At 60.7% G+C, this 22,779-nt stretch carries 21 protein-coding genes; 14 read left to right on the forward strand and 7 right to left on the reverse strand.

Features of this window, described 5'->3' with window-relative positions; translation table 11 throughout:
• Position 1: 1 nt before the first annotated feature.
• Positions 2–463: a cytochrome c-550 PedF gene (gene pedF / locus AC1MDT_RS09260; protein WP_480421732.1), complete on the reverse strand. Its 462-nt coding sequence runs from the start codon at positions 461–463 to the stop codon at positions 2–4.
• A gap of 301 nt (positions 464–764) precedes the next feature.
• On the opposite strand from pedF, the gene AC1MDT_RS09265 reads away from it, so the two are divergent.
• The 6 genes from AC1MDT_RS09265 (at position 765) to AC1MDT_RS09290 (ending at position 5,974) form a co-directional block, all read left to right on the forward strand.
• Positions 765–1,949, forward strand: a complete 1,185-nt coding sequence (locus tag AC1MDT_RS09265; protein ID WP_480421733.1) for an ABC transporter substrate-binding protein — start codon at positions 765–767, stop codon at positions 1,947–1,949.
• Positions 1,950–1,980: 31 nt separating this feature from the next.
• A complete protein-coding gene (locus tag AC1MDT_RS09270; protein WP_480421734.1) occupies positions 1,981–2,940 on the forward strand; it encodes a YVTN family beta-propeller repeat protein in 960 nt (319 codons plus the stop codon).
• Positions 2,937–3,668 carry an ABC transporter ATP-binding protein gene (locus tag AC1MDT_RS09275; protein ID WP_480421735.1) on the forward strand — a complete coding sequence of 244 codons (732 nt, stop codon included), beginning with the start codon at positions 2,937–2,939 and terminating at the stop codon, positions 3,666–3,668. The genes AC1MDT_RS09270 and AC1MDT_RS09275 overlap by 4 nt, the downstream gene beginning before the upstream one ends.
• Positions 3,665–4,456: an ABC transporter permease gene (locus tag AC1MDT_RS09280; RefSeq protein WP_480421736.1), complete on the forward strand. Its 792-nt coding sequence runs from the start codon at positions 3,665–3,667 to the stop codon at positions 4,454–4,456. Before AC1MDT_RS09275 ends, AC1MDT_RS09280 begins: the two co-directional genes overlap by 4 nt.
• Positions 4,457–4,694: 238 nt before the next feature.
• A complete protein-coding gene (locus AC1MDT_RS09285; RefSeq protein ID WP_480421737.1) occupies positions 4,695–5,252 on the forward strand; it encodes a PQQ-dependent catabolism-associated CXXCW motif protein in 558 nt (185 codons plus the stop codon).
• Positions 5,253–5,308: 56 nt separating this feature from the next.
• Entirely contained in the window at positions 5,309–5,974 is a 666-nt protein-coding gene (locus AC1MDT_RS09290) for a response regulator (RefSeq protein WP_480421738.1), read from the forward strand.
• Positions 5,975–6,084: 110 nt separating this feature from the next.
• On the opposite strand, the gene nahK is transcribed toward AC1MDT_RS09290, so the two are convergent.
• The 3 genes from nahK to AC1MDT_RS09305 all read right to left on the reverse strand — a co-directional run bounded on the left by nahK (position 6,085) and on the right by AC1MDT_RS09305 (position 10,951).
• On the reverse strand, positions 6,085–8,679 hold the full coding sequence (gene nahK, locus AC1MDT_RS09295) for a hybrid sensor histidine kinase/response regulator NahK/ErcS' (protein ID WP_480422737.1): 2,595 nt from the start codon (positions 8,677–8,679) through the stop codon (positions 6,085–6,087).
• Positions 8,648–9,811 (reverse strand): nitric oxide-sensing protein NosP, encoded by a 1,164-nt coding sequence (nosP, locus tag AC1MDT_RS09300; RefSeq protein ID WP_480421739.1) that lies wholly within the window; start codon positions 9,809–9,811, stop codon positions 8,648–8,650. The genes nahK and nosP overlap by 32 nt, the downstream gene beginning before the upstream one ends.
• 333 nt (positions 9,812–10,144) lie before the next feature.
• Positions 10,145–10,951 (reverse strand): sulfite exporter TauE/SafE family protein, encoded by an 807-nt coding sequence (locus AC1MDT_RS09305; protein ID WP_480421740.1) that lies wholly within the window; start codon positions 10,949–10,951, stop codon positions 10,145–10,147.
• Positions 10,952–11,113: 162 nt separating this feature from the next.
• On the opposite strand from AC1MDT_RS09305, the gene AC1MDT_RS09310 reads away from it, so the two are divergent.
• Entirely contained in the window at positions 11,114–11,977 is an 864-nt protein-coding gene (locus AC1MDT_RS09310) for an MBL fold metallo-hydrolase (protein ID WP_480421741.1), read from the forward strand.
• A 144-nt stretch (positions 11,978–12,121) separates the two neighbouring features.
• Here the strand turns inward: AC1MDT_RS09310 and bkdR are convergent, their stop codons facing one another.
• The gene (bkdR, locus tag AC1MDT_RS09315) at positions 12,122–12,610 is read right to left on the reverse strand and encodes a Bkd operon transcriptional regulator BkdR (RefSeq protein ID WP_480421742.1); all 489 of its coding nucleotides are present in this window, start codon (positions 12,608–12,610) and stop codon (positions 12,122–12,124) included.
• Positions 12,611–12,795: 185 nt separating this feature from the next.
• Between bkdR and AC1MDT_RS09320 the strand changes: the two genes are divergently transcribed.
• The 5 genes from AC1MDT_RS09320 (at position 12,796) to AC1MDT_RS09340 (ending at position 19,071) form a co-directional block, all read left to right on the forward strand.
• The gene (locus AC1MDT_RS09320; RefSeq protein WP_414909233.1) at positions 12,796–14,031 is read left to right on the forward strand and encodes a 3-methyl-2-oxobutanoate dehydrogenase (2-methylpropanoyl-transferring) subunit alpha; all 1,236 of its coding nucleotides are present in this window, start codon (positions 12,796–12,798) and stop codon (positions 14,029–14,031) included.
• 1 nt (position 14,032) lies between these two features.
• Entirely contained in the window at positions 14,033–15,091 is a 1,059-nt protein-coding gene (locus AC1MDT_RS09325; protein WP_201117091.1) for an alpha-ketoacid dehydrogenase subunit beta, read from the forward strand.
• Positions 15,092–16,369, forward strand: a complete 1,278-nt coding sequence (locus tag AC1MDT_RS09330) for a dihydrolipoamide acetyltransferase family protein (RefSeq protein ID WP_480421743.1) — start codon at positions 15,092–15,094, stop codon at positions 16,367–16,369.
• Positions 16,370–16,387: 18 nt separating this feature from the next.
• Complete coding sequence (gene lpdA, locus AC1MDT_RS09335; RefSeq protein ID WP_480421744.1) at positions 16,388–17,773, forward strand: dihydrolipoyl dehydrogenase; 1,386 nt, start codon at positions 16,388–16,390, stop codon at positions 17,771–17,773.
• Between the two features lie 278 nt (positions 17,774–18,051).
• Positions 18,052–19,071, forward strand: coding sequence for a branched-chain amino acid aminotransferase (locus AC1MDT_RS09340; RefSeq protein WP_480421745.1), 1,020 nt, complete (start codon positions 18,052–18,054; stop codon positions 19,069–19,071).
• A gap of 120 nt (positions 19,072–19,191) precedes the next feature.
• On the opposite strand, the gene AC1MDT_RS09345 is transcribed toward AC1MDT_RS09340, so the two are convergent.
• A complete protein-coding gene (locus AC1MDT_RS09345; RefSeq protein WP_480421746.1) occupies positions 19,192–20,106 on the reverse strand; it encodes a LysR substrate-binding domain-containing protein in 915 nt (304 codons plus the stop codon).
• 105 nt (positions 20,107–20,211) lie between these two features.
• Between AC1MDT_RS09345 and AC1MDT_RS09350 the strand changes: the two genes are divergently transcribed.
• A complete protein-coding gene (locus AC1MDT_RS09350) occupies positions 20,212–20,820 on the forward strand; it encodes a LysE family translocator (RefSeq protein ID WP_480421747.1) in 609 nt (202 codons plus the stop codon).
• On the opposite strand, the gene AC1MDT_RS09355 is transcribed toward AC1MDT_RS09350, so the two are convergent.
• Positions 20,817–21,581, reverse strand: a complete 765-nt coding sequence (locus AC1MDT_RS09355; protein WP_480421748.1) for an ArsR/SmtB family transcription factor — start codon at positions 21,579–21,581, stop codon at positions 20,817–20,819. The genes AC1MDT_RS09350 and AC1MDT_RS09355 overlap by 4 nt on opposite strands.
• 82 nt (positions 21,582–21,663) lie before the next feature.
• Between AC1MDT_RS09355 and AC1MDT_RS09360 the strand changes: the two genes are divergently transcribed.
• On the forward strand, positions 21,664–22,776 hold the full coding sequence (locus tag AC1MDT_RS09360; protein WP_480421749.1) for a cytochrome P450: 1,113 nt from the start codon (positions 21,664–21,666) through the stop codon (positions 22,774–22,776).
• Positions 22,777–22,779: the final 3 nt, after the last annotated feature.

The following is a 22,779-nucleotide window of genomic DNA, read 5'->3' on the forward strand; positions in this document are numbered from 1 at the left end:
GTTACTCCTCGGAGTGCACGCTGTCCAGGTAGGTCCGCACCGCCCACAAAGCTTCCTGGCTCAAGTAATCGGCCATTTTCGGCATGTAGACGCGGCCATCACGCACTGCACCGTTACGCACCCGCTGGACAAACCATTCATCACCGGCGTCGCCGACATCCAGCAGGCGCAAATCGGGAGCGATGCCGCCGGATTTGGCTTCCAGGCCATGACAGGCCGCGCAGTTCTGGTTGTAGGCCGAAGAACCGATTTCCAGCGCTTTATCGTGTTGCGGCGAGGACCGGTAGGGGTTCACCTGCGCCCAGCCATCGGCATCGACCGGCACGCCGGCGTCCTTGATCGGGGTCAGGCCCGGGGTTTCGACTGCTTGCGGCACCACGTTACCGTGGGCCCAGACAGAGCCTGCGCTGATAAAACCGGCCAGCAGTCCGGCAACAAGTAAGGCGTTGCGTTTTGTTGTCATTGTTATGCCCTCAGGATTGCACGCAAAACCTCTTGGCAGAGGCTATGGCACCCATCTTAGGAACGCCGTCGCGTCGAACCCATGCTGCTTTGGTGGTCGCCGTCTAGTTCCTTGGTAGTACGCCTGACGCCGAGCCGTAACGCGTTCTGTAGCCGCAGGCTTCGCCAGCGGCTACAAATCGCGTTACGCCGATGTTTTGCGGGGGGAGTTACGACCTTGGTACTGGCTCTCCGATACTTTCTGCATATTTCTTCCCTGCCACAGGGTTCCTATGCTGGCGTTACCTGTAATGGAGTGACTTATGCGCCAGCTTGCCCCTTACGCCTTGATCTACCTGTTGGCGATTGCCTGCGCCGCCGGGTTGGCGACCCAGAGTCAAGCCGCAGACGCGCCGTTGCAGGTACGGATCGGCTACCTGGGCTATCGACCCGACCCGGGGCCGCTGCTGTCGAACATCATTCCCGAACCGACTGATGCCGGGCTGCGTGGCGCCGAACTGGCGATCACCGACAGCAACAGCACCGGGCGCTTTCTCAACCACAGCTACAGCCTCGTCAGTGCCAGCACCGACAGTGCGGATGCGCTGATCGACGCGGCCAAGGCGCAACACGAGCAAGGCTTGCGGCTATTTGTGGTGAACGCGCCGGTGGAAACCTTGCGCCGGCTCAGCGCAGTGCTGCCCGACAGCCTGCTGTTCAATGCCGGTAGCCCCGACGACAGCTTGCGCACCACCGATTGCCTGCCCAACGTGCTCCACAGCTTGCCAAGCCGGGCGATGCTGGCCGATGCGCTGGCGCAATTTCTGGTGGTGCGCAAATGGCAACGGGCACTGCTGATCGTCGGCCCGACCCCGGACGATCAAGCCTATGCCGCCGCCCTGCGACGTGCCGCCAAACGCTTCGGTCTGCAACTGGTGGCGGAAAAAGCCTGGAGTTTCGACAACGATCAACGCCGCAGCGCCCAGGCCGACATGCCGCTGTTCACCCAGACCGCCGAATACGACGTCGTGCTGGTGGCCGATGAACGCGGCGATTTCGGCGAGTACGTGCCCTACCAGACCTGGTACCCGCGCCCGGTCGCCGGCACTCAAGGGCTGACCCCGGTGGGCTGGCACAAAACCGTGGAAACCTATGGCGCCGCCCAACTGCAAAAGCGCTTCGAAGCAATGGCCGGGCGCTGGATGAACGATCGCGATTTTGCAGCGTGGGTCGCCGTGCGCAGCATTGCCAGCGCGGTGAGCAAACTGCGCCAGACCGATCCGATGGCGATTCGTCAGCTGGAAATCAGCGATCAACTGCCGCTGGATGGCTTCAAGGGTCGCAAGCTCAGCTATCGACCATGGAACGGCCAACTGCGCCAGCCAATTCCCATCGTGCAACCCCGGGCACTGGTCAGCACCTCGCCACAGGACGGCTTTCTGCACCCTTTCAACGAGATGGACAGCCTGGGTTACGACAAGCCCGAGGTCAGTTGCCGCTTTCCCTGATCCGACAATCATAACAACAAAGGAATCTGCCATGCGCCGCACCCTGCTTTCTTGCGCCCTGCTACTCGCCGCTGGCCACGTGGCAGCCAGCACCGCCTGGGTCTCTAACGAAAAGGACAACAGCCTGAGCCTGATCGACATGCAAACCTTGCAAGTCACCGATACCCTGCCCGTCGGCCTGCGCCCGCGCGGCCTGCTGCTGTCCCATGACAGTAAGTTGCTGTACATCTGCGCCAGCGACTCGGATCGGGTCCAGGTGATGGACGTTGCCACGCGCAAGATCATCAAGGAACTGCCGTCGGGCAAAGACCCCGAGCAATTTGCCCTGCACCCGAATAATCGCTGGCTCTACGTTTCCAACGAAGACGATGCGCTGGTGACGGTGATCGACACCGAAACCTCCAAGGTGCTCAGCCAGATCAACGTCGGCGTCGAACCGGAAGGCATGGCGGTCAGCCCCGATGGCAAATGGGCGGTGAACACCAGCGAAACTACCAACATGCTGCACTGGATCGACACCAGCACCCAGACCCTGGCCGACAGCACCCTGGTGGATCAGCGGCCACGCTTTGTCGAGTTCTCGCCCGATGGCTCGCAACTCTGGGCCTCGGCGGAAATCGGCGGCACGGTGACGGTGCTCGACGTGGCGACCCGCAAGATCCTCAAGACCGTGACCTTCCAGATCAAGGGCGTGCATCCTGACAAGGTCCAGCCGGTGGGCATCAAGCTCAGCGCCGACGGCAAGTACGGTTTCGTAGCGCTCGGCCCGGCCAACCATGTGGCGGTGGTCGACGCCAAGACGTTTGAAGTGCTCGATTATCTACTGGTGGGCCGGCGCGTCTGGCAGATGTCGTTCACTCCCGATCAGAAGCAATTACTGGCCACTAACGGCGTCAGCGGCGACGTCTCGGTGATCGATGTCGACAATCTCAAGGTCAGTAAATCGATCAAGGTCGGGCGCTATCCGTGGGGCGTGGTGGTGACGCCATGAACGCGCTGGAAGTCAGCGAGCTGAGTTTTGCCTATGGGGCGAAAGAGGCCTTGCGTCAGGTGAGTTTCAACTTGGCACCCGGGCGTTTTGCGGCGCTGCTCGGGCCGAACGGTGCGGGTAAATCGACGCTGATTGCGCTGCTGACCCGGCTCTATGATTTGCAACGCGGGGATATCCGGGTCGGCGGCTGCTCGTTACACAATGCACCGCGCCCGGCGCTCAAGCAATTGGGCGTGGTGTTTCAACAAAGCACCCTGGACCTGGACCTCAGTGTCGAGCAAAACCTGCGTTATCACGCCGCGCTGCATGGCCTGTCCCGGCGGCAGACCGGCCTGCGGGTAGAGGCTGAACTGGCCCGCCAGGCCCTGACCGAACGCCGTCGCGAAAAAGTGCGCGAGCTCAATGGCGGCCATCGCCGCCGGGTGGAAATTGCCCGGGCGTTGCTGCACGAACCGCGTTTGTTGCTACTGGATGAAGCCAGCGTCGGCCTCGACCCGGCCAGTCGCCTGGCGCTCAATCAACACATCCGCAGCCTGTGCCGCGAGCAAAGGATCAGCGTGCTCTGGACCACTCACCTGCTTGACGAAGTGCAGGCCAGCGACGATTTGTTGATCCTGCATCAAGGCCGCCTGGTGGCCAGCGGGCAGGCCGACACCCTGAGCCTGGAGCACGGCGGCGACCTCGGTTCAGCCTTCGCTCGACTGACAACCTCAGGAGCCGCCCGATGAATGCCTATTGGTACTGTTTCAGCGGCATCGTACTGCGCGAATGGCTGCGGTTTGTTTTGCAGCGCACGCGGTTTCTCAGCGCGCTGGTGCGGCCACTGTTGTGGCTGCTGGTGTTCGCGGCAGGTTTTCGCGCGGCACTCGGCATCGCGATCATCGAACCCTACGACACCTACATTCCCTATGAGGTCTACATCATTCCGGGGCTGGCCTGCATGATCTTGCTGTTCAACGGCATGCAAGGTTCGCTGTCGATGGTCTATGACCGGGAGATGGGCAGTATGCGGGTGCTGCTGACCAGCCCCCTGCCCCGAACCTTTCTGCTGTGCAGCAAACTGTTGGCCACCTCCCTGATTTCGCTGTTGCAGGTGTATGCCTTCCTGGCAATTGCCTGGGTGTACGGCGTGCAACCGCCGGCCATGGGTGTGTTGATCGCGTTGCCGGCGCTGTTGTTGGTGGCATTGATGCTCAGTGCCCTGGGCTTGTTGCTGTCGAACGCGATCCGCCAACTGGAGAACTTTGCCGGGGTGATGAATTTTGTGATCTTCCCGCTGTTTTTCCTGTCGTCGGCGCTGTATCCGTTGTGGAAAATGCGCGAGTCCAGTGAATGGTTGTACTGGTTGTGCGCGTTGAACCCGTTTACTCATGCGGTGGAGCTGGTACGGTTTGCCCTGTATGAACGCTTCAATCCGTTGGCGCTGGCGGTGTGCATGGGGCTGACGCTGCTGTTTACGCTACTGGCGGTACTCACCTTCAACCCGCAGCATGCCGCCTTGCGTAAATCCAGCTAACCCCACAATCCCCCTTGTGGGAGCGAGCCTGCTCGCGATGGTGTGTCAGTGGCATTGGTGTCGACTGACACACCATCGCGAGCAGGCTCGCTCCCACATTTTGATCTTCATTGATCATGCGATAGGGGAAGAAGCAGGACAAATTACTACTTTAGTACGGGTTTACCTGTCTATCGTCGCATTCCAATCGCACCGTAGCTGGCATGTAATAGGTTCATAACTACAAGGATTGAACCTCATGTTGCGTGCCCGACATCGTCTGTTGCGCCCTTCTCTCGCTGCGCTATCGCTGAGCCTGTTGCTGGGCGTCGCGCACGCCGAAACAGACCTGTTCTCCGCCGACGGTTACCGCATCAACCTTTACCGCAGTCCGACACCCCATCAGGTCGAGGGCGCGGCCATCATCGACACCGCCGCCCTGCAAACGCTGCTGACCCGCACGCCGCGTCCGGTGTTGATCGACGTTTACCGCCGCCAATGGCTGGAAGGACGCTTCATCGAAGACCAGCCCCATGAGAACCTTCCCGGCAGCTACTGGCTGGCCAATACCGGCGACGGTGTCCTGACGCCCGCCTGGCACGACTATTTTGTGCGTCACCTGAACACCCTGAGCGCGGGCGATCTCGCGCAACCGCTGGTCTTCTACTGCCGCGCCGATTGCTGGTTGAGCTGGAACGCGGTCAAACGCGCCGCCGCCATGGGCTATAAGTCTTTGTATTGGTATCGCGATGGCCTGGACGCCTGGCAAGCGGCAAACCTGCCCGTGACGCCGGCCCAACCTGAACCCTTTCCCTGACCTTTACGCTGGCGTGTTGTTGCCACACCCTAAACAAAATAATGAGGTGAAAGGCTATGTATAAAATTCTGATTGCCGACGATCACCCGCTGTTTCGCGAAGCCATACACAACGTCATCAGCGATGGGTTTCCCGGCAGCGAAGTCATGGAGACCGCCGATCTAGACAGCGCCCTGCTGCTGACTCACGACCATGACGACCTCGATCTGATCCTGCTCGACCTGAACATGCCGGGCATGCACGGCCTCAACGGACTGATCAACCTGCGCAACGAAGCCCCGACCATTCCGGTGGTGATTGTCTCGGCCGAACAAGACAAACAGATTGTGCTGCAGGCCATCACCTACGGCGCGGTGGGGTTCATCACCAAGTCCTCGCCGCGTGTTCAGATGACCGAAGCCATCCAGCAGATTCTCAACGGCAACGTCTACCTGCCCCCGGACATCATCCGCACGCAAAAAAGCGGCACCCACCGCCGGATGAACGACACCCCGAGCTTCCCGCCGGAACTGCTTCAGGCCCTGACCCGCAAGCAGCTGCTGGTACTGGAACGCATGACCAAGGGCGAGTCGAACAAACAAATCGCCTACACCCTGGAAATCGCCGAAACCACGGTCAAGGCCCACGTCTCGGCGATCCTGCGCAAACTCAACGTGCACAATCGGGTGCAGGCGATTTTGAGTGCGGGGGATATTGATTTCGGGTCGTATTTGCGGCGTTAACCGCGTCGTGCCCTTCGCGAGCAGGCTCGCTCCCACAGTGACCGCGTCGACTCAGATCCAATGTGGGAGCGAGCCTGCTCGCGAAGGGACCAGCACAAGCACCACAAGCATCAAGGCCTGCCCAGCAAATGACTCATCGCCGTCTTGAGCTTCATCGGCCGCACCGGTTTGTGCATCAAGGTGTGGCCCAGTTCGCGGATTTGCTGCTTGAGCTCGTTGCTGTAGTTCGCCGTAATCATCATCGCCGGAATGGCCGTGCCACGGCGGGCGTTGATCCTGGCCACGGCATCGACACCGTTCTGATCGTTATCCAGGTGATAGTCAGCAATGAGCAGATCGGCTTCTTCATGGTAGTTGTCCACCTGCCGCGCCAGGTCCTCCTCCGATAACGCCGTCACCACCCGACACCCCCAGCCTTCAAGCAACGTGCGCATACCCGCACAAATCGCCGCGTCGTTGTCCAGCACCCACACGCGGGCCCCGCGCAGACGCTCCAGCATCGGTTCGCTCATCAACAGGCTCGGCAATGCCTTGGGCGCCGTGGCGCTCAAAGGTACTTCGACGGAGAACATCGAGCCCTTGCCCGGCCACGAACGCACGTGAATCCGGTGGCCGAGGATCCCGGCAATTTTCTCGACAATCGCCAGCCCCAGGCCTAAGCCACGGTCCTGGTCCGGCCGCTGCACGTCACCGCGTTTGAACTCCTGGAAAATCTCTTTCAGACGGTCTTGCGCAATGCCCATGCCGCTGTCCCAAATCTCGATCGACAGCCGCTGGTGATGACGCCTGCACCCCAACACCACCCGACCGCTGTAGGTGTAACGAATGGCATTGCTCAGCAGGTTGCGAAGAATCCGCGCCAGCAATTGAATGTCGCTACGCACCAATGCTGAACAGGGGATGAAATGCAATTCCAGGCCTTCACTGCGGGCCACCTGGGTGTACTCGGCCGCGAGGTTGTCCAGCAGTTCACTCAGGGCGAACGGCGCAATATCGGCCTTGATCACCCCGGCATCCAGCTTGGAAATGTCCACCAGCGTGCCCAGCAGGTTTTCCACATCCTCCAGGGAATTGCTGACATTGCGCACCAACACCGCGTTAGCCAGCGGCTCCCGGCGTTCAAGCAACGCGCTGGTAAACAGTCGCGCGGCATTCAGCGGTTGCAGCAGGTCATGACTGACGGCCGCGAGAAACTTGGTCTTCGACAGATTGGCCTGCTCGGCCTCGAGTTTGGCTTCGCGCAAGCGCGATTCCACGCGCCGACGCTCATCGATTTCACGCAGTAACTGGTCATTGAGGGTGGTCAGCTCGGTCGTGCGTTCGCGCACCCGCAGCTCTAGATTCTGATAGGCCTGATGCAGCGCCTCGGCCGTGCGTCGGCGCTCGGTGATGTCGCGGATCAACACGAAAATCCCCACCACTTCCCCGGTGGCCAGGCGATTGGGCACGTAGGAGCGCAGCATGTAACGCTCCTGATTGTTGATGTTCATTTCAGCGAACTCGAACGTCACGCTCTCACCCGCCAGGGCCCGAGCCACGTAGGCCTCCAGGCGCTGGTAATGCTGTTCACTGTGCACTTGCCGCAGGCTCTGCCCAAGCATCACGCCACGGGGCCAGCAGTACCACTCTTCATAAACCTTGTTGGTGAATTCGTAGACCAGATCGGCATTGAGGTAGGCAATCAACGCCGGCACATGGTCGGTAATCAGGCGAATCCAGCGCTCGCTTTCGATCAGCGCTTCGGCGTGCTGGTAGCGTTCGGTGATGTCGGTGAAGGTGTTGACAAAGCCGCCGGTGGGCAACGGATGCGTGCGAATTTCCAGCACTCGGCCATCGTAGAGACGTTGTTCGCACTCTTGCACGTGCCGCCCGTTTGAATCGCGACTGGCCGGGGTCAGCAGGTCCAGTTCACTGTCGGCGATCACTTCGACGAACGGGCGATGGGCCGCCACCGGCGCCAGGCCGCTGAGCTCCAGAAAACGCCGGTTCCACAATTCCAGAATCCCCTCGGCATTGACCATCGCCACACCTTGGGACAGGTTGTCGACCGCCCGTTGCAACAAATGGGATTTCTGCGCCACCGCTTGCTCACGACGCACGGCTTCACTGTGCTTGACGTCGGTAATGTCGGTGAACAGGATGACCCGCCCGCCTTCCTGTGTGGGCCGCTCGCTGGCTTGCAGCCAGCGCCCGTCCTGCAGGCGATAAAGCAGATTTTCGTCGGCATGCCCCCGAAATTCCTCGGTGAACAGTCCGGTGCTCGTCATCAACCGCTTAACCTCACCCAGGCGCATGCCGGCGTTGATCCGCACCCGACTGCTGCCCCACAACGCCCTGAAACGGCTGTTGAACAGCACGATCCGTTGCTCGGCATCGAACAGCACAAAGGCGTCGGAAATGCTCTCGATGGCATCGATCAAATGTTGGTGGGCGGTTTCAGCCCGCAGCCGCGCTTCGCTGAGCAGATGATTACCGGCCCTGAGTTCGGCCATGGCCTGGTTCAAGGCGTCGGTGCGCTCACGCACCTGCTCGGCCAACACCACGGAATGCTGGAACGCCGCGTACGGGTCGTTACCCCGCGTGATGCCTGACTCGATCCGTTCGATCAGCGCGTCATTGATGCGTTGCAGTTTGTGGTTTTCGTGGCGCAGGCTGGCGATCTGCGCCTCAAGCTCAACGGTGTCCAAGGGAGCGGCCTCGGGCAATGGCAACCCCGGTGAAGGTCTGGTTGATGTGCATGCCATTGAACTGTTCTCCGTAGGTGTTGAAACCCATCACCCGTTGGTCGCGCAAAAACGCCCCGATCTGCTCCAGACGGCCGTCGTCCTCCAATTCCAGGCGCCTGAGAAAGCAGTCGCAGCCAAGGGTCAGCAACAGATCGCCGAGGCGTTCCTGCAGCCCCTCGAACAGCGCTTGCAGGTTTGGCAGCATCGGGCCGGGGGTCATGACCGTGAGCACGATGCCGTTCTCCACCGCGCAGTAGAAACTAAGGCTGAGGTCCGGATTAACCTGCTGGATCGCCCGCACGTAATACTGATCGTGGATCCGCACCGCCAGCGGGTGCGCGGCGAAGACTCGGTGGTCGAGTTCGGTCACCGGTACGCCGATGTGGCGGGCGTACTCCTCGGCGGCGGGCTCGGCATTGAGTTCAAAGACCCGGCGCGAAGCGCTGTCGGCACCGGTGACCACCAGTTTTTCCGCCCGTGGCAGGATGTGATGGGTGGTGAACACCTCAAAGTCGAGCCAGGTATTGACCAGGACCACCACCGCCGCGCCGCTGTGGAACTTGCCATTAAAATAGACGTGGGTGTGGGTCAGGTAGTTATCGTCACCGGCCGAACCGCCGAAATGAGGAATGTCGCCCAACGCCGCGCTCAAGGCGGCGAGGACCATTTCTTCACGGCTGGACAAACCATCGAGCAGGGTCAGGGCAAAGCTGTTGCCCTTGATTGGCGCCAGGGTATTGCTACGACAGCCACGGACCAGTCGCTCGACCATGTGCTGGGCATCGATCAGGCTGAAGCGTTCCATTTCGTCGATCAGCTCGGCGTCGATGGAAAAATGCCGATGGTCGAAACCCACCGCCGTCACGCAGTTGCGGCCGTAACCCAGCGGGGTGATTTCTCCGGCACTGGTGCAACCCACCAGACGAATGCCACCGAAGCTTTCCTGCAAGGCCTGCCCCAGTGCCTGCAAGTCGTACTCGGCGGAACAAAAGAACAGCACAAACCCCAGGTGCGGGTGCAACAACTGTCGCGCCAGCTCCTGAGCCACCTGCTGGGCCTCGGTGGCCTGGGACATTGCACTGACGACGCCTTCGCTCTGGACCTGTTGCATTGTGGCCTCCCGCGGGTGCGCCTGTATGGAGCACGAGTGTACGAAGCCTGTGGGCGGCGACGTATGCTACTTGGGTAGCGGTCAGGCGCTTCGATGGGATGAGAGAAGTGTCGGATTCAGATCCCCTTGTGGGAGCGAGCCTGCTCGCGAAGGTGGCCATCCAGTCACCAATGAAGTTGCCTGATACTCCGCCTTCGCGAGCAGGCTCACTCCCACTCTGGATCTCCAATGTCCTTTGCCAAGGGTTACCAGGTCAACACCGCCCCACGTAGGTGACGGAATTGAACATGGAATCGGTAATATCCGGAGCCTGGTAGCGGGATGTAAGCCCTCCTACGCGGCCGTTCTGAACAACATGTAAACGGCGACCACGATGCAAACGGCGGCAAAGCCTGTTTGCAGGGCCCGATGCGGTACGCGCGCGCACAGCTTTCGACCAATGATCATGCCGACGATGCTCGCGGCGATGAAGATGTAACCGAGGCTGTCGATACGCACCCCGGCTTGAAACGCGCCGACCACGCCGATCGCGGAAATCAGGCTGATCACCATCAAGGACGTGGCGACGATCCCGCGCATTTGCACATCGGTCAGCTGCTTGAACGCCGGTACGATCAGGAAACCACCGCCCACCCCGAGCAAACCGGACACGACCCCGGTGACCGCGCCCAGTGCGGCGAGCGTCGCGGTGCATTTGGCGGTCCAGGAAAACCGCCCGGTCTGTTGATCGAGCATGCAGTTTTTCTGCCCCCAGTTGGCGTGGCCGTGGTCGCTCGGTCCTTCGTCGTGTCGCTCACGGCGCAGCATTCGCGAAGCGACCAGGACCATCAGCAGGCTGAACAGGACCATCAACACCTTTTCCGGTAGCTGATGGGCGAAGAAAATGCCCAACGGCGAAAAAACCGCCCCCAGCAGCGCAATCAACAATGCCGCGCGATAGCGCACCAGACCGTGGCGCAACCCGTCGATGGCCCCGATAGCCGCCGCACTGCCTACCGCGAACAGCGCGACGGGCGCTGCCTGGGTCATCGTCCAACCCAACCCCAGCACCAGGGCCGGTACCGCCAGAATGCCGCCACCGGCCCCGGTCAACCCAAGCACTAACCCCATCACCACGCCGAAGAAACTCGCCAGCAACATAGAACACTCGTGATCTGTGAAAAAAGGCCGGGAGCGCCCGGTATCGATGACTGACAGGATAGAGCCCGCGCGACTTTTTTCCTTCATTGAATTGATCGGGGGCTGGTCAGCGAGGGGAAAATGAATCTAACCTCAAAGTCTGCCCTCATAGAATCGGCCACCATGCCTGCCTTGATAGAAGCTTTTTTTGATCCCGCCTCGTCGACCTATAGCTACGTGATCCATGAGCACGATGGCGGGCACTGCGCAATCGTCGACCCGGTGCTCGACTACGACCCGGCCGCCGGACGCACCGCGACCGTGCAAGCCGACAAGATCATCGCCTTCGTCCGCGAACATCGATTGCAGGTGCAATGGCTGCTGGAAACCCATGCCCATGCCGATCATTTATCCGCCGCGCCTTACCTGCGCCGGGAGCTGGGCGGGAAGATCGCCATCGGCCAGTCGATCAGCAAGGTTCAGGGCGTATTCAAGACCCTGTTCAATCTGGAACCGGAGTTTTGCGTCGATGGTTCGCAGTTCGATCATCTGTTCGCCCCGGACGAGTCGTTCATGATCGGCAACCTTAAGGCCACGGCGCTGCATGTGCCCGGCCACACCCCGGCGGACATGGCCTACTTGATCGACGGCGATGTGATTCTGGTGGGCGATACGTTGTTCATGCCGGACGTGGGCACCGCGCGCTGCGACTTTCCCGGTGGCAACGCCAATCAGCTGTTCACGTCGATCCACAGACTGTTGGCGTTCCCGGCCAGCGTGAGTTTGTACGTCTGCCATGATTATCCGCCGCAGGGCCGCGAATCCCGCTGCATGACCACGGTTGGCGAGCAGCGCAAAAGCAATATTCACGTCCACGACGGCATCGACGAAGCGGCCTTCGTCGCGATGCGCACCCAGCGCGATGCAGGGCTGGGCATGCCGACGCTGCTGCTACCGGCGATTCAGGTGAATGTACGGGCGGGGAATTTGCCACCGGCCGAAGGCAACGGCGTGACGTACCTGAAAATCCCGATCAACAAACTCTGACATCCCCCCACAACCCGTAGCAGCTGTCGAGCAACGCGAGGCTGCGTCTGCGGTCTACCTGAAGGAACCCGGTTGCAGGGTTTGCGACGGCTGCGCCGCCGAACGCTGCCTCGCGGTGCCAGGCAGCGGCTACCGAGGTTGGGTTTAGCCCGCCAGGGTCAGGCCATTGGCTGGCAACGGCAGCGCCGTCTTATAGCGCACCTGCTTGAGCGCAAAGCTTGAGCGGATATTCGCCACGCCCGGCACCTTGGTCAAAAAGTCCATCATGAATCGCTCCAGCGACTGGATGGTTGGCACCAGCACGCGGATCAAATAGTCCGGGTCACCAGCCATCAGGTAGCACTCCATCACTTCCGGGCGATCCGAGATCGCCTCTTCGAAATGCGCCAGCGCCTCTTCCACTTGCTTCTCCAGGCTGACATGGATGAACACATTGACGTGCAGCCCAAGCAGGTCGGCATCCAGCAGGGTCACTTGCTCCCGAATCAGGCCCAATTCTTCCATCGCCTTGACTCGATTGAAGCACGGCGTCGGCGACAGGTTGACCGAGCGTGCGAGGTCGGCGTTGGTGATGCGGGCATTCTCCTGAAGGCTGTTCAAAATGCCGATATCGGTACGGTCCAGTTTACGCATGAGATAAAAACACCTGTTTTTTTTGTTTGTGCAGATTTTTTATCCTCAAATGATCTCCAACGCAACGAAACAGAGATAAATATTCTTCTGGGCCGGGCCTATGATTGTTGTAGGACAAGAATTCCTTTATCGAAGGAACTCTGTCAGCTCACTACAAGAAATTCACAAGATCGAGCGTAGAAGCCATGAACCAAGCGTACGAACCGCTGCACCTGCACGTTCCCGAACCATCGGGCCGCCCTGGCTGCAAAACCGACTTCTCCTACTTGCGTCTGACCGATGCCGGTACGGTGCGCAAACCCGCCATCGACGTTGAACCTGCCGACACTGCTGATCTGGCCAAGGGCCTGATTCGCGTGCTCGACGACCAGGGCAACGCCCTCGGTCCCTGGGGTGAAGGCGTTCCGGTAGAGATCCTGCGTAAAGGCATGCGCGCCATGCTCAAGACGCGGATCTTCGACAACCGCATGGTGGTCGCCCAGCGTCAGAAAAAAATGTCGTTCTACATGCAGAGCCTTGGCGAAGAAGCCATCGGCAGTGCCCAGGCCCTGGCCTTGAACATCGATGACATGTGCTTCCCCACCTACCGCCAGCAAAGCATCCTGATGGCGCGGGAAGTACCGCTGGTGGACCTGATCTGCCAACTGCTGTCCAACGAGCGCGATCCGCTCAAGGGCCGTCAGTTGCCGATCATGTACTCGGTCAAAGAGTCCGGTTTCTTTACCATTTCCGGCAACCTCGCCACCCAGTTCGTCCAGGGTGTGGGCTGGGGCATGGCGTCGGCGATCAAGGGCGACACCAAAATCGCCTCGGCCTGGATCGGCGACGGTGCCACCGCTGAGTCCGACTTCCACACCGCCCTCACCTTCGCCCACGTTTACCGGGCGCCGGTGATCCTCAACGTGGTCAACAACCAGTGGGCGATCTCCACATTCCAGGCGATTGCCGGTGGTGAAGCCACCACGTTCGCCGGTCGTGGCGTTGGCTGCGGGATCGCCTCCCTTCGGGTCGACGGCAACGATTTCGTCGCGGTCTACGCCGCCTCGGCCTGGGCCGCCGAACGAGCGCGCCGCAACCTCGGCCCGACCATGATCGAATGGGTCACCTACCGCGCCGGCCCGCACTCCACGTCCGATGATCCGTCCAAATACCGTCCTGCCGACGACTGGAGCCACTTCCCGCTGGGCGACCCGATTGCCCGCCTGAAGCAGCACCTGGTGAAAATCGGCCACTGGTCCGAAGAGGAACACGTCGCCGTCAGCGCCGAACTGGAAGCCGAAGTCATCGCGGCGCAGAAAGAGGCCGAACAGTACGGCACCCTCGCCGGTGGCCAGATTCCAAGCGCCGCGACCATGTTCGAAGACGTCTATAAAGAGATGCCGGAGCACTTGAAGCGCCAGCGTCAAGAGTTGGGGATCTGACATGAACGACCACAACAACAATATCCAGTTGGACACCGCCATGACCACAACCACCATGACCATGATCCAGGCCCTGCGCTCGGCCATGGACGTGATGCTCGAACGTGACGACAACGTGGTGGTCTTCGGCCAGGACGTCGGCTACTTCGGCGGCGTGTTCCGTTGCACCGAAGGCTTGCAAACCAAGTACGGCACCTCCCGGGTGTTCGACGCGCCGATCTCCGAAAGCGGCATCGTCGGCGTCGCCGTCGGCATGGGCGCCTACGGGTTGCGTCCGGTGGCTGAAATCCAGTTCGCCGACTATGTGTACCCGGCGTCGGACCAGATCATTTCCGAAGCGGCACGCCTGCGCTATCGCTCGGCCGGCGAGTTCACCGCGCCGATGACCTTGCGTATGCCGTGCGGCGGTGGCATCTACGGTGGCCAGACGCACAGCCAGAGTATCGAGGCGATGTTTACCCAGGTCTGCGGCCTGCGTACCGTCATGCCGTCCAACCCCTACGACGCCAAAGGCCTGCTGATCGCCTCCATCGAAAACGATGACCCGGTGATCTTCCTGGAGCCAAAACGCCTGTACAACGGCCCGTTCGACGGTCACCACGACCGCCCGGTAACCCCGTGGTCGAAACACCCGGCCGCGCAAGTGCCGGACGGTTACTACACCGTGCCGCTGGATGTCGCCGCCATTACCCGTCCGGGCAAGGACGTCACCATCCTGACCTACGGCACCACCGTGTATGTGTCGCAAGTAGCTGCCGAGGAAACCGGCATCGACGCGGAAGTCATCGACTTGCGCAGCCTGTGGCCGCTGGATCTGGAGACCATCGTCAAGTCGGTGAAGAAGACCGGCCGTTGTGTGGTCGTCCACGAAGCGACCCGCACCTGCGGTTTCGGCGCCGAATTGGTCGCCCTGGTGCAAGAACACTGCTTCCACTACCTGGAAGCGCCTATCGAGCGCGTCACCGGTTGGGACACCCCCTACCCGCACGCACAAGAGTGGGCGTATTTCCCTGGTCCGTCCCGTGTGGGCGCGGCTTTGCATCGGGTTATGGAGGTCTGAATGGGCACGCACGTTATTAAAATGCCGGACATTGGTGAAGGCATTGCAGAAGTTGAATTGTCGGTGTGGCACGTCAAAGTCGGCGACATGGTCGTCGAGGATCAGGTGCTGGCCGATGTCATGACTGACAAGGCGATGGTCGACATCCCCTCGCCCGTGCATGGCAAAGTGATTGCGCTGGGCGGTGTGCCGGGCGAAGTCATGGCGGTCGGCAGCATCCTCATCAGCATTGAAGTTGAAGGCGCGGGCAACGTCAAAGAGTCGGCCCAGCCGGCGGTTGCCGCTGCCGTGAAAGAAGCGCCGGTTGCAGCCCCGAAAGTTGCATCCGTTGTGGCAAGCAAACCGCTGGCGGCCCCACTCCCTGCCGCCGCTTGCCAGGGTCCGATGGTCGCTCGCGAAGCCGATGAACGTCCGCTGGCGTCCCCGGCGGTGCGCAAACATGCGCTGGACCTCGGCATCCAGTTGCGTCTGGTGCGCGGCACCGGCCCTGCCGGTCGTGTCCTGCACGAAGACCTCGAAGCCTATCTGGCGCAAGGTCAGCAGCCGCAATCGAGCGCTGCCGCCGCTTACGCCCAGCGTCACGATGAAGAGCAAATCCCGGTGATCGGCATGCGCCGCAAGATTGCCCAGCGCATGCAGGACGCCACCCAGCGCGCCGCCCACTTCAGTTACGTCGAGGAAATCGACGTCACTGCCGTCGAAGAACTGCGCGCTCACCTGAACGAAAAACACGGCGCAACGCGCGGCAAGCTGACCTTGCTGCCGTTCCTGGTTCGCGCCCTGGTCGTCGCCCTGCGCGACTTCCCGCAGATCAACGCTCGTTACGACGATGAAGCCCAGATCATCACCCGCCTCGGCGCGGTGCATGTGGGGATTGCTACACAAGCCGACATTGGCTTGATGGTGCCGGTGGTGCGTCACGCCGAAGCCCGCAGCCTGTGGGACAGCGCCACCGAAATCGCCCGTTTGGCCACGGCGGCCCGAAATGGCAAGGCCAGCCGCGATGAATTGTCTGGCTCCAGCATCACCCTGACCAGCCTCGGTGCCTTGGGCGGCATCGTCAGCACGCCCGTGCTGAACTTGCCGGAAGTGGCGATTGTCGGCGTCAACAAAATCGTCGAACGCCCGATGGTGGTCAAAGGCCAGATCGTGATTCGCAAGATGATGAACCTCTCCAGCTCCTTCGATCACCGTGTGGTCGATGGCATGGACGCGGCGCAATTCATCCAGGCCGTTCGCGGCTTGCTCGAACAACCCGCCACGCTGTTTGTGGAATAAGCATTTGTGGAGCAAGGCATGCAACAGACTTTGAACACCACGCTGCTGATCATCGGCGGCGGCCCTGGCGGTTATGTGACGGCCATTCGTGCCGGCCAGCTGGGCATTGCAACCATTCTGGTCGAAGGTCAATCGCTGGGCGGAACGTGCCTGAACATCGGCTGCATTCCGTCCAAGGCGCTGATCCACGTCGCTGAACAGTTTCACCAGACGCAACACCACAGCAAAAATTCAGCCCTGGGCATCAGCGTCTCGGCGCCTGTTTTGGACATCAACAAAAGTGTCGAGTGGAAGGACGGCATCGTTGATCGCTTGACCACCGGCGTTGCGGCGCTGCTGAAAAAGAACAAAGTCCAGGTCGTTGAAGGCTGGGCCAAGGTCATCGACGGCAAAACCGTCGAAGTCGGCGACGTGCGGATCCAGTGCGAGCACCTGGTGCTGGCCACCGGTTCGAAAAGCGTAAACCTGCCGATGCTGCCGATTGGCGGGCCGATCATCTCCTCCACCGAAGCCCTGGCACCGACGTCCGTACCAAAACGGCTGATCGTGGTCGGTGGCGGTTACATCGGCCTGGAGCTGGGGATTGCCTACCGCAAGCTCGGCGCCGACGTCAGCGTGGTCGAGGCTCAGGACCGTATCCTGCCAGCCTACGATGCCGAGTTGACCCAGCCTGTTCATGACGAATTGAAAAAGCTCGGGGTAAAGCTTTACTTGAAACATAGCGTTCAAGGCTTTGATTCTGCTGCAAATACCCTGCAAGTGCTTGAGCCTGGCGGCGGCACCTTGAACCTGGAAACCGATCAGGTGCTGGTGGCTGTCGGTCGCAAACCGAATACACAGGGCTTTAACCTCGAAGCGTTGAACCTGGACATGAACGGTTCAGCGATCAAGATCGACAATCGCTGCCAGACCAGTATGCGCAACGTCTACGCCATCGGCGACCTGAGCGGCGAACCGATGCTTGCGCACCGGGCCATGGCCCAGGGCGAGATGGTGGCTGAACTGATCAGCGGTAAAGCCCGCGAGTTCAACCCGACCGCTATTGCTGCCGTGTGCTTTACCGACCCGGAACTGGTGGTGGTCGGCAAGACTCCGGACGAGGTCAAGGCGGCCGGTCTGGACTGTATCGTTTCCAGCTTCCCGTTCGCGGCCAATGGCCGGGCGATGACACTGGAATCGAAAAGTGGCTTCGTACGGATCGTCGCTCGTCGGGACAATCATGTGATTGTTGGCTGGCAGGCCGTTGGTGTTGGCGTTTCGGAGTTGTCGACGGCGTTCGGTCAGAGCCTGGAAATGGGCGCGCGGCTGGAAGACATCGCCGGCACCATCCATGCGCACCCGACGCTGGGTGAAGCGGTCCAGGAAGCGGCGTTGCGTGCCCTCGGTCACGCGTTGCACCTGTAAACCGGACGCAAAACCCCGTAGCAGCTGACGAGCACCGCGAGGCAGCGTCCGGCGACGAAGTCGTCGTAATCCGGCCGCGAAAGCAGATTTTGCGACGGCTACGCCGCCGAACGCTGCCTCGCGTTGCTCGACAGCTGCTACATCGGGGTGCATCGATGGTCGCAGAGATCGCATTCCGGGCTGCGAAATCGGCTCGGAATGAAGTATTGTTGTCCCCATCCAGAAAAACGTCAGAAGCCTTGAACCGTTTCGGCGGTTGTTAAGTGATAGAGGGTGTCATGGGTAACGAAAGCATCAATTGGGACAAGTTGGGTTTTGACTACATCAAGACAGACAAGCGCTATCTGTCGCACTGGCGTAATGGCGAGTGGGACAAAGGCACCCTGACCGAAGACAATGTGCTGCACATCAGCGAAGGCTCCACTGCCCTTCACTATGGCCAGCAATGCTTCGAGGGCCTGAAGGCCTATCGTTGCAAGGACGGTTCGATCAATCTGTTCCGCCCGGATCAGAACGCCGCACGCATGCAACGCAGCTGCGCCCGCCTGCTGATGCCACAGGTGTCCACCGAGCAGTTCATCGAAGCGTGCAAGGAAGTGGTCCGCGCCAACGAGCGTTTCATCCCGCCTTACGGCACTGGCGGCGCGCTGTACCTGCGTCCGTTCGTGATCGGCGTGGGTGACAACATCGGCGTGCGTACCGCGCCCGAGTTCATCTTCTCGATCTTCTGCATTCCGGTCGGTGCTTACTTCAAGGGTGGCCTGACCCCGCACAACTTCCTGATCTCCAGCTACGACCGCGCAGCCCCACAAGGCACCGGCGCGGCCAAGGTCGGTGGTAACTACGCGGCCAGCCTGATGCCAGGTTCCCAGGCGAAGAAGGCGCATTTCGCCGACTGCATCTACCTGGACCCGATGACCCACACCAAAATCGAAGAAGTCGGTTCGGCCAACTTCTTCGGGATCACTCATGACAACAAGTTCGTCACACCGAACTCGCCGTCGGTACTGCCGGGTATCACCCGTCTGTCGTTGATCGAGCTGGCAAAAACGCGTCTGGGCCTGGAAGTGGTTGAAGGTGACGTGTTCATCGACAAGCTGTCCGACTTCAAGGAAGCCGGTGCTTGCGGTACGGCTGCCGTGATTACCCCGATCGGCGGCATCAGCTACAAAGACCATCTGCATGTGTTCCACAGCGAAACCGAAGTCGGCCCGGTCACCCAGAAGCTCTACAAAGAGCTGACTGGCGTGCAAACCGGCGACATCGAAGCGCCAGCGGGTTGGATCGTCAAGGTCTGATCCAGCCCCTGAAGCACTAAAAAACCCACCCCTCGCGAATGCGTCGGGTGGGTTTTTTTATGCGCCGGTCATCTATAGGCGCTGGCGAAGGCTCGGTCAGACGATCTTTTGATCTTCAAATCACCCTGCAATCAATTGCCCCACCTGTCCGGCATCCTCTTCGATCCGGGCAAACAGCCACTCCACAAACACCCGTGTTTGCGTCGTCACATCCGGCGCAACACCGTAGTAATAACGCGGCAACGGCATGCGCATCTCGGGCAGCGGGCAGATCAGGCGCCCACTCAACAGATGGGTGCCCAGCAAGGAGGTCGGGCACAAGGCTATGCCCTGTCCCTCCACAGCGGCCTGCAGCACCAGGTGCATATGATCAAACTGCCGGGTTCTCTGAGTGGCGGACTGGCTTTGACCAAAGTGCATGGCCCAATTGTGCCAGTCCTCGCGACGCGCCTTGGCGGTCAGTAACGTGTATGGGGTCAGGTCAGTCAGGTCCTCAAGGTCCTGGCGCCCAATCAGCGATGGCGCCGCGACCAGCAACAATTCGTCGTCGAACAGTGCCCGTGCCTCAATCGCTGGCGCCCAATCATCACGACCACGGCGAATAACGACGTCAAACCCGTCGCGCGCATGATCGGGTGCCTGGGTTTGGGTGATCACCTGCGGTTTGATGCCCGGGTGCCGCGCCATGAAATCCTCCAGCCGGGGCGTCAGCCAAAGCATGGCAAAGGACGGCCGGACATTGATTTTCACGGTCGGCAGCGAGGCATGCTGCTTGAGCGCTGCGGCGGCGTTGGCAATCTGCAACAGCCCGGCGCTGACCTGCTCATAAAAGCGCTGGCCGGCGGTCGTCAACAGCGATTGACGGACACGCCGCTCGAACAGCTGCACGCCCAGGTGCTCCTCAAGCAATTTGATGTGCCGGCTGACGGCACTGTGGCTGACATGCAGCTCTTCGGCCGCCAGGCTGAAACTCTGATGACGAGCGGCAACGGCGAAGGCGCGAACAGCATTAAGCGGGGGTAGTTGATTGATCATGCGTCTAATTTAGTCACATATGCGGCGCAATTAAAGCGTTTGTCACGCACCCGTCGTCAGGCCAATCTGCCAGCACGCAGCCAGCGTCATCTGACGGAGCAAGACATGAACAGCTACGGACTCTTTCTACTGTTTGCCACCCTGACCATTCTGAGTCCAGGGCCTGGCGTGGTCCTGACCTTGTCCAATGCGGTACGCCACGGCTGGACGGGGGCGATACCCGGAATTCTGGGCATCGCGTCGGGTGCATTTGTCGTCGCAGCCATCAGTGCCACCAGCGTGGGCTTGATCCTCAGCACCTCCGCGCACGCCTTCACCCTGTTGAAGTACGCAGGGGCAGCTTACTTGCTGTACCTGGGTTACAAAAGCTGGCGCTCCGATCGTTTTAACAGACTGCTTGAAACGCGCCCCTCCAGCCCTGGCTATCGCTATCTGGAGGCGGCTTCGATTCAGTTTTTGAACCCCAAGGCGGTATTTTTCTTTTTGGCAGTGTTCCCGCAATTTATCGACACCTCGGCGCAGTTCTCCGCCCAGTTTTTCAAACTGGTCGCCTCCTATGTTGCCTTGGTGATTTTCGTGCATGGCGGCTATGCCTTGCTCGCCAATGCCGCCAAAGGCTGGCTCTCCAGCCCTCGGGGTTCCTGGCTGGCAGCAAAAGTCTCGGGGGTGACCTTCGCCGGTTTTGGTGTGCTGATGGCTTCGGCCAGTCGCTAAGGTAAAAGGCTGGCCTGTGCGCGGCGTCGGGTCTCGATGGACGTGTGTTGTGCTGTCGCGACCTGCAGTGGCAACTCAAGCGCGAACCGGCTGCCCAGTTCCTTTCGCCCCATCGCCGTCAACGTCAGCGCCCGACTGTCCAGATCCTGCGTCACCCATTTGCGCTTGACCGCCATTTGCAGCAACGCTGCGCCCAACGAACCACCCAAATGAGGCCGGCGCATGCTCCAGTCCAGGCACGGGCAGGCGAACCGCCGGCGCAGGGAGTTCAGGTCATTGACCTCAATGCCTAATCCTTCCAGCAACGCCTCGCCACTGTCGCTCAGCCGATAAGCCTGGTCACCGGTTTCCAGCAACCATCCTTCTTCCAGCATCCGGTCATGCAACAACACCGCCAATGTGCCAGCCATATGGTCGTAGCACGTGCGGGCAAACTGCAGGCGATCCGGGGTGCGGGAGGTGTAGGTCGGCGCAGCGTTCTGGCCGATCACCATCAGCGCTTCCAGGGCCTGGGCCACGCGCTTGTCCGCGAGGCTGTAATAGCGATGGCGACCTTGTACGTGCAGCCGCACCAGCGCCAGTTCCTTGAGCTTGGCCAGGTGCGCACTGGCGGTAGAGGCGCTGACTTCGGCAATCGCTGCCAGCTCGGTGCTGGTGCGGGCGTGGCCGTCCATCAACGAGCAGAGGATTTTCGTCCGGGCCGGTTCCGAGATGGCCGCCGCCACGTGAGAGACGCCGATGTCGTGTTGTTCTACGTTCATATTTCGCTCCCGGACGAATCAAGGGCCTTTCGGACTGGAGATAGTAGCAACTCTTTCCCAACCACGAACAAGGCTGCGACCCATGGACCCGATCATCGCTGCGACTCATGCCGATCCTTATCCCTACTACGCGCAACTGCGCGCCGAGGGCGGGCTGGTGTTTCATCAAGGGCTGAAAATGTGGGTGGCCAGCAGCGCCAGGGCTGTAGAGGCGGTGCTGGCACATCCTGATTGTCACGTCCGGCCATCCGGCGAGCCGGTGCCCAAGGCGATTGTCGGCGGCATGGCCGGCGCAGTGTTCGGGCAATTGATGCGGATGAACGAGGGCGAACGGCAGCGCTGCCCGAGGTCGGCGATTCAGCCGGGGCTGGCGTTGATCGATGTGGACGAGGTCAATGCGTTGGTGGGTGCACGGTTGATTACGCCGGATGCCAATGGGTTGTACAAGGCGATGTTTCGGGGGCCGGTTTGCGTTGTAGCCGGTTTGCTGGGGTTCTCGCCGGCTCAGGGTCGGGCGATCAGCGAGCTGACGCAGGCCTTCGTGGCGTGTCTGTCGCCGCTAAGCGATCAGGCTCAGCTGGATTCTGCACAGGCTGCGGCGGAGCAACTGAGAGGTTATTTCGTTGAGCTGCTGGATGAACCAGGCCAAAAAAGCCCGCTGCTCGCCGGGATTGGCAAGCGCTTCGCTGGCGACCAGGAAACGCTGATAGCCAATTTGATTGGCTTGTTCTCCCAGACCTATGAGGCCACTGCCGGGCTGATCGGCAATGGGCTTGTGGCGTTGATTGGTAACCCCGCGTTATGGCGAGGTGCGGCATGCGTTGAGGATTTGATCGCCGAAACCCAGCGTTTCGATCCGCCGGTGCAGAACACTCGTCGGTTTGTCGCCGCGCCGTGTGAGATCCAGGGTGTGAGCCTCAATTCAGGCGATGTGATTCTGGTGTTGCTGGCTTCGGCTAATCGCGATCCGCTGCTTAATGACAGTCCCGACACTTTTATTCTGGACCGTGCGCAGCGGCGCAGCTTTACCTTTGGCGCGGGGCGACATCAATGTCCGGGGCAGATGTTGGCGTTGACTATTGCCAGCGCCACGCTGAAGGAAATTCTGGCTATGAAACCCGCGCCAGACCAGTTGGAATGGCACTATCGCCCTTCTCTCAACGGGCGCATTGCGCTTTTCAGCGACTGCCCCTGAACA

Source organism: Pseudomonas sp. ASL7, assembly GCF_056680375.1.